The sequence below is a fragment of the Psychrobacter sp. T6-1 genome (assembly GCF_052258445.1).
In genome coordinates this window covers 1-1,413 of sequence record NZ_JBQQFC010000456.1, presented here as the reverse complement: position 1 = coordinate 1,413, position 1,413 = coordinate 1, and the positions used below count along the sequence as shown (strand labels likewise).

The window sequence follows — 1,413 nt, the reverse complement described above, 5'->3', positions numbered from 1 at the left end:
TGATTGGTGTGAGCTAACTTTAGAAGAATCGATGGATGCTATTATTGATTATCGAGGAAAAACTCCTAAAAAAACTGATTCAGGAATCCCTCTTATTACTGCAAAAATAATTAAGAGAGGAAGGATTGAAACAGTTAATGAGTTTATATCTGAGGATGATTACGATACTTGGATGAGGCGAGGCATTCCTAATGAAGGTGATGTAGTGATGACTACAGAAGCTCCTTTGGGTGAAATTGCTCAATTAGATGGACGAAAGATCGCATTAGCCCAAAGAGTAATTACTCTACGTGGTAAAAAAGATATCTTAGATAATACTTTCTTAAAGTATTTAATGATTTCTGAATATGTACAACATCAACTTGATGGTAGGGGCACTGGTACTACAGTCAAAGGAATAAAGCAGTCTGAACTGCGTAAAGTAGTGCTCAAATTTCCTTCATTCAAAGAACAAAAAGCCATTGCTCATATCCTCGGTTCTTTAGACGACAAAATCGAACTTAACCGCCAAATGAACGAAACGCTAGAAGCGATGGCGCAGGCACTGTTTAAAAGCTGGTTTGTTGATTTTGATCCTGTTATTGATAATGCGCTCGCGGCTGGTAATGCTATCCCTGATGAGTTTATCGAACGTGCCGAGCAGCGAAAAGCGATTGAGAAAAAAGACCATTCAGATATTCAAGGTTTATTCCCTGATGAGTTTGAGTTTACTGAGGAAATGGGTTGGATTCCGAAGGGGTGGGTGGTTGAGAGTTTTGGTGACGTTTCGATATGTTTTGATAGATTAAGAGTTCCTTTATCCAAAAAACAAAGAGAAGATAAAAAGCCTGGCGTTATTCCTTATCATGGCGCTACATCAGTCATGGATTATATCAATGAATGGATTTTTGATGATATTTACTTACTTATTGGTGAGGATGGTTCTGTAATAAAAGAAGATGGCAGCCCTTTTGTGCAATACATTTGGGGTAAAACATGGGTTAATAACCATGCCCATGTTTTGCAAGGAAAAAATGGAGTTGGCACAGAACATTTAATGTTATTTATGCAATCTCAAAACCTAACAGCTTATATAACTGGTGCTGTTCAGTTAAAAATTAATCAAGGTAATATGAACAGAATTCCTTTTTTAAACTCAGGTAGCAAAATTAATGAAAGATTTACAGCTATTATAAACCCATTTTATGAAAAGCTAAGAAGTACAGCCGAAGAAAATGAAACCCTCTCCAAACTCCGCGATACCCTTCTACCTAAGTTAATGTCAGGTGAGTTGCGTATTTCTGATACGTTGTAGGGTGCTTTTTAAGCACCATTGGCGAGATTATGAACCACAAACGGTGCTTGGAAAGCACCCTACGTGTGATTCAATTTTAATATGGTTTGGTAAGGTGTCGTTCCACGCACTATTGGCGA

1 protein-coding gene is annotated in these 1,413 nt (G+C 37.7%); it reads left to right on the top strand.

Features of this window, described 5'->3' with window-relative positions:
* Positions 1-1,294, top strand: a 1,294-nt coding sequence (locus tag ACTXGO_RS13760; RefSeq protein WP_443574916.1) for a restriction endonuclease subunit S, incomplete at its 5' end; no start/stop codon positions are given.
* Positions 1,295-1,413 lie beyond the last annotated feature (119 nt).